This window comes from Kitasatospora sp. NPDC058965 (genome assembly GCF_042741245.1).
GTDB lineage: Bacteria > Actinomycetota > Actinomycetes > Streptomycetales > Streptomycetaceae > Kitasatospora.
Genome location: NZ_JBHYKG010000421.1, coordinates 1 through 5,937, shown reverse-complemented (window position 1 = coordinate 5,937; position 5,937 = coordinate 1). Strand labels below are relative to the sequence as shown.

Annotated in this window: 3 protein-coding genes and 1 pseudogene; 2 read left to right on the top strand and 2 right to left on the bottom strand. The window is 74.1% G+C overall.

What is annotated here, in order from left to right:
- Positions 1 to 561 precede the first annotated feature (561 nt).
- Positions 562 to 1,878: pseudogene (locus ACFW1A_RS37410) on the bottom strand (PP2C family protein-serine/threonine phosphatase); the annotation flags it as partial.
- A 154-nt stretch (positions 1,879 to 2,032) separates the two neighbouring features.
- Complete coding sequence (locus tag ACFW1A_RS37405) at positions 2,033 to 3,382, bottom strand: NAD(P)/FAD-dependent oxidoreductase (protein WP_380417567.1); 1,350 nt, start codon at positions 3,380 to 3,382, stop codon at positions 2,033 to 2,035.
- Positions 3,383 to 3,698: 316 nt separating this feature from the next.
- On the opposite strand from ACFW1A_RS37405, the gene ACFW1A_RS37400 reads away from it, so the two are divergent.
- Together ACFW1A_RS37400 and ACFW1A_RS37395 are read left to right on the top strand one after the other, a co-directional pair.
- The gene (locus ACFW1A_RS37400; protein WP_380417565.1) at positions 3,699 to 4,517 is read left to right on the top strand and encodes a TetR/AcrR family transcriptional regulator; all 819 of its coding nucleotides are present in this window, start codon (positions 3,699 to 3,701) and stop codon (positions 4,515 to 4,517) included.
- Between the two features lie 321 nt (positions 4,518 to 4,838).
- Positions 4,839 to 5,937: sigma-70 family RNA polymerase sigma factor (locus ACFW1A_RS37395; RefSeq protein WP_380417562.1), on the top strand; the 1,099-nt coding region annotated here is incomplete at its 3' end.

Genomic DNA, 5,937 nt, shown 5'->3' with positions numbered 1-5,937 from the left:
CGCAGAGCGGCACAGCAACCACCGGAATAGGGCGGCCCCGTGCACTGCGTCCTCGCTAGTGTTTGTTACAAAAGGAATCTCCAACCCCGATCAAGCGATCGAGGCCGGGGATGTCAACATATCTGGCGTTGACTTTTGGCACGCTGTTGAGTTCTCAAGGAACGGACGCTTCCTTCGCGCCGCCTTCCGGCAGGCCCTCCGGGCTTCGTTCTTTCGTGTTTCAAGCTTATCAGATCCGAGCTCGTGCTCTTTACCGACTCGCTTTCGTCTTCTGCGACCTGACGGCCCGTCCGACGTGTTGAACTTTAGCCCAACTCCGCTCCGAAAAGCGAATCCGGGCCCCCGGACTTCTCCGGGCGGTACCCCCACGGAATTACCGGCGCAGCACAACGGACCGGCCCCGTGCGAACGCACGAAGAACCAGCACAGAAGTACTGCGAGAGGTATTTCCTGGGAGTGGCTGCCGGGACCGTCCGCACAGAGCGTGCGTCCGGTGCTCCCTGACGGGCAGCTCGAAGAACACTAGACCTCGGAGAGGTCCGAGTCAACCTCGTCCACCGGATCGGTGCTGGCCGGCCCGGGGAGGCGGAAGGCGAGCACCGCCACGTCGTCGTCGTGCTCGGCCGTGACGCCCATCGCGCGCAGCAGGCGGGCGCAGACCACCTTGGGGGTGCCGACCGCGCCGGCCAGGGTGTGGGCCAGGCGGTCCAGGCCCTGGTCGATGTCCTGGTCCCGGCGCTCGACCAAGCCGTCGGTGTAGAGGACACCGGTGGTGCCGGGCAGCAGGCGCAGGGTGTGCGAGGTGTGGGTGCCGCCGCCGGTCCCCAGCGGCGGGCCGTTCAACTGCTCCCCCTGGAGCACCGTCCCGTCGGGGCCGCGCAGCATCAGCGGCAGGTGGCCGGCGGAGGCGTAGGTGAGCGTGGCGGTCCCGGAGTGCCCCGGGTCGGAGGCGGGGGGAGGGTCGTAGACGGCGTAGACGCAGGTGGCGATCTGGTTGGCGTCGATCTCCACCGCGATCCCGTCCAGCAGGGCCATCACCTCGTGGGGAGGCAGGTCGAGCCGGGCGTAGGCGCGCACGGCGGTGCGCAGCTGGCCCATCACGGCGGCGGCGCGCAGGCCGCGGCCCATCACGTCGCCGATCACCAGCGCCGTCCGGCCGCCCCGCAGGCTGATCACGTCGTACCAGTCGCCGCCGACCGCCGCGTCCGCGCCGCCGGGCTGGTAGGTGGCGGCCACCTGGAGGTCGGCGGGCTGGTCGAGCTCCTGCGGGAGCAGGCTGCGCTGCAGGGTGACGGCGGCCTCGCGCTGGCGGCGCTCGGCCTCGCGCAGTCGGGCGGCGGCGTGCACCTGGTCGGTCACCTCGGCGGCGAAGACCAGGACGCCGACCGCGGGTGGCTGGCCGTCGCGGATGCCGGTTCGCTCGTTCGAGTGGAGCGGGACGCAGGAGACGTTGAAGCAGCGCTGGCGGCCGGCCGGGTCGGTGATGCTGCGGGCCTTGACCGAGCGGCCGCGGCCGGAGCGCAGCACCTGGTCGAGCAACGGGAGCAGCCCGAGCTCGGCGAGCTCGGGCAGGGCCTCGTCGGCGGGCACTCCGGCGTGCCGGGTGCCGAAGAGCTCGCGGTAGGCGTCGTTGGCGTAGCCGAGGCGGTGGCGGGTGCCGTAGGTGATCACCACGGGTGCGGGCAGTCGGCCGAGCACGTCGCGCAGGTCGTAGAGCTCGTGCAGGTCGAGGAGCTGCTCGGGGCCGAGCAGGCCGGTCGGGCCGACCGGGCCCAGCGGGTCACGCTGTCCGGGCAGCGCGGGGACAGGGTCGTCCTGGGGCGGAGCGACGCGCCACGGGGCCCCGGTGAGCCGCGCACTCCAGCGCATGAGGTTCAACCGACTGTCGCTTTCCTCGGCTTGCGGTCCGTCACGTTTCGTACTGGCGTCCGCACTCGACGTGACGGGGTGACACGCAGATCCTGTCAGGTGAAGGCACGATTCCGGAAGTCGTACGTGTGTTGGTCGTGTTGTACGGCACGTCCGGTGACCATCAGTGGTCGTTCTCGCTCAGGGCTGCCTGGAATTCGGCGCGCGGGTGTTCGACCGAGCCCAGTGAGACCATTTCCCGGCTGAACAGGCTGCCGAGCAGCCAGTCGGCCAGGATCCGGACCCGGCGGTCCGTGCTGGGCAGTCGGCGCAGGGTGCGGGCCCGGTGCAGCAGCCAGGCCCGGCGGCCGGTGAGGCTGCGGCCCCGGGTGTGCGCGACGGCGCGGCGCAGGCCGAGCGAGGTGGAGGCGTAGGTCCGCTCCGGGCGGTACGGCAGCGCGGGGCGGCCGACGGCCACGGCGGCGAGGTTGTCGGCCAGCCGTTCGGCCTGGGCCAGCGCCTGCTGCACGTTGGGCGGGCACTGCCCGGTCTCGGGGTCGGGCACGGCGGCGCAGTCGCCGGCGGCCCAGGCGCCGGGCAGCGGACCGCCGCCGGGGCCGGCCACCTGGAGGGTGTCCAGGCACACCACCCGGCCGTCCGGCCCGAGCGGCAGGTCGGTGGCGGCGAGCAGCGGCGCGGGTCGCACCCCGGCGGTCCACACCAGGGTGCGGGCGGCGAACCTGCTGCCGTCGGAGAGGGCGATCGGGCCGTGGGCGGACTCCAGCCGGGTGTTCAGCCGGACGTCCACGTTGCGCTCGCGCAGCTGGACCAGGGTGTGCGCCGCCAGCTGCGGATCGGCCTCGGCGAGGATCCGGCCGGTGGCCTCCACCAGCACCCAGCGCAGGTCGTCCGACTGGATGTTGGGGTAGTCGCGCAGCGCGTACCGGGCCATGTCCTCCAGCTCGGCCAGCGCGCCGACGCCGCCGTACCCGCCGCCGACGAAGACGAACGTGAGTGCGGCGTGCCGCAGTTCGATGTCCCGGGTGGAGGAGGCCAGGTCCAGCTGGGCGAGCACGTGGTTGCGCAGCGAGACCGCCTCGCCGACCGTCTCGAATCCCACGCCGTGCTCGGCCAGGCCCGGCACCGGGCGGGTGCGCGAGATCGAACCGACCGTCAGCACCAGCTCGTCGTACGGGAGTTCTACTTCGACACCGTCCTGCGGGGCGATCCAGGCCAGCCGCCGGGCGTGGTCGATCCGGGAGATCCGCGCGGTCAGCACCCGGCAGTCGGGCAGCGCCGGGCGCAGCGGCACCACCACGTGGCGCGGGTCGATCGACCCGGCGGCCACTTCGGCCAGCAGCGGACGGTACGTCAGGTAAGGTGCGGCCTCGACCACGGTGATCTCCGCCAGGCCGGCCCGCAGCTGGTCGCGCAGCACCCGCTGGAGCCGCCGAGCCGTGGCCAGCCCGGCCGGGCCGCCGCCCACGATCAGGATCCGGATGGTGCCACCCCCTGTCGATGTGACCTGGTTCACGCACCAATGACGCCCTGCGGAGGCCGCCGTTGTCCACAGTCCGGACCGGATTCGCCTCCCCGAATCGTTCATTGGCCCGCAGTCAGTCGTCACCCCGGGTGGTGAATCCATTACGGCCTGATTTACCGTTGGCCGACCGGCCCGACTGTCCCACGCCCGAACGGGGAAGGGTAGACCGCGGTTGATCCCCGCCCGGGTGCGACGGGGACCGCGCTGCGGGGGCGTACGGGGCCCGGCGCCGGGGCCAGGCCCGTGCGGACACGGGCGCGACGACTACGCACAGGAGCCCTCGGGCTCCTCCGGGGGAGGGTTGGGAATGATGGAACAGGATCACCTGCTGGGCGACGCCGCACAGTCGCAGGTCGGACCGGGCGGGCCCGTGGTACCGGAGCAGCGGGTACCGGAGGAACCGGTGGTGGACCACTCCCCCGCCATGGAACGGCGGACCGGCTCGACCCGGCTCCGGGTGGACGCCCGGCGCAACCTGGAGAGCGTGCTGCGGGCGGCCCGCGAGGTCTTCGGCGAACTCGGCTACGACGCGCCGATGGAGGAGGTGGCCCGGCGGGCCGGGGTCGGGGTCGGCACGGTGTACCGGCGGTTCCCCAGCAAGGAGGTGCTGGTCCAGCGGATCGCCGCCGAGGAGGTGGCCTGGCTGACCGCCCGGGCCCGGGAGGCGCTCTACGGACCGGCCGGGCCGTGGGAGGCACTGGCCGGCTACCTGGCCAACGCGGTGGGCACCGGCGCCGGTCGGCTGCTGCCGCCGGAGGCGTTCGGGTACGCGGAGGAGCTGGCCCGGGTGCCCGAGCAGCGGCTCGCGCCGGACGGCTACGCCGGGTACGGGAGTTACGGCGGCGGGGCGGACTACCCGGCGCCCTACCCCGCGGCGGCGGCCGAGCCGGCCGGGACCGCGGGCCTGCCGCGGGCCGACCCGCGGCTGCTGCTGCAGCTGCTGGCCGCGCTGGTGGCGCGGGCCGCGGCGGCCGGCGAACTGCGCCCCGGGGTGACCGTGTCGGAGATCGTGCTGGTGCTGACCGCGGCGGTGCCGCCGTCGATCGGCCGGACCGCCGGCGGCGAGGGTGCGGACCCGGGCGAGCGGCTGCTGCGGATCCTGCTGGACGGCCTGCGGGCGGGCTGACCGGGCGCGGCCGGGCGCACGTGGGAGCGCGCCCGCGGCGCGCGGCCGTCAACTTCGCGTCAACTGGCTGCGCCGGAGCGGGGGAACGGGCACCCGGACACCGCCACGGAAGAGTGGGTCGACCGGCTTTGAGCTTCCGGCGCTCCCGGCGCTATGCCATTCTTTGGCCGTGGTTGGAGCCAATGTCCGGGTGCGCACCCCTGGCCGGGCCTCGCCCGCAGCCGTGCGCCCCGGCGCACGGCTGATGTTCGGCGCTGCCCCCGTGCGCGGCGCATGCGCGGGGAATGCGCCGACCGGGCGCGGATCGGACGAGGCGGACCGATGAGTGCCGAGGACCAGAACGAGCAGAGCGTCGAGCCCGCTGCCGAGGCGGCGACCGGCCAGGTGCCCGGCCAGGGCGGCGCGCCGGTGCGGGAGTCGCTGGCCCCGGCCGCCGGCGGCAGCCCCCGGGTGCCCGGGCAGGCGGCGGCCGGTCAGGGCAGCGTGACGCCGGAGGCCTTCGTCACGGGTCCACTGCCCGAGCAGCAGGTCCCGTACGGCAAGGTGCCGCCGCCGGCCGAACCGGTGGACGGCGACCGGCCGCCCTCCGACGCGGAGTTGACCGCCCTGGTGCGGGCCGGGGACGACACCGCCTACGAGGAGATCTACCGCCGGCACGCGGACGCGGTGCGCCGCTACGCCCGCACCTGCTGCCGGGACAGCTTCACCGCCGAGGACCTGGCCGGCGAGGTCTTCGCCCGCACCCTGCAGGCGCTGAAGGCGGGCAAGGGCCCGGAGTTCGCGGTCCGCGCCTACCTGCTGACCGCCGTGCGCAACGTGGCCGCCGCCTGGACCCGCAGCGAGCGGCGCGAACAGCTGGTGGACGACTTCGGCACCTTCACCCAGTCCGCGGCGGCCGCCGCGGTGGACTTCGACCTCGCCGACCCGGGGGCCGACGCCTGGGCGATGGCCCTGGCCGACCAGCGGATGGTGATGCGGGCCTTCGTCGAACTGCCCGAGGACGACCGGGTGCTGCTCTGGCACACCGAGGTCGAGCAGGAGTCACCGAAGACCGTCGCGGTGCTGCTCGGCAAGACCGCCAACGCCACCGCCGTGCAGGCGCACCGGGCCCGGTCCAGGCTGGCCGCCGCCTTCCTGCAGGCGCACGTCTCCGACGTGCAGGAGCAGGGCTGCGAGGAGTACGCGAGCCGGTTGGGCCAGTACGCCCGCGGCGCGCTGCGCAAGCGGGCGGCCACCGAGGTCGGCGAGCACGTCCGGGACTGCCCGCGGTGCACCGCCGCGCTGCTGGAACTGGTGGACATCAACCACGCGCTGCGGCTGCTGCTGCCGGGCGGGGTGCTGGTGTGGATCGGCGCCGGGGCGTTCTCGGCCTTCGCCGCCGGAGCGGTGGCGGGGGGCGCGGCCGCGGGCGGGGCCGCCG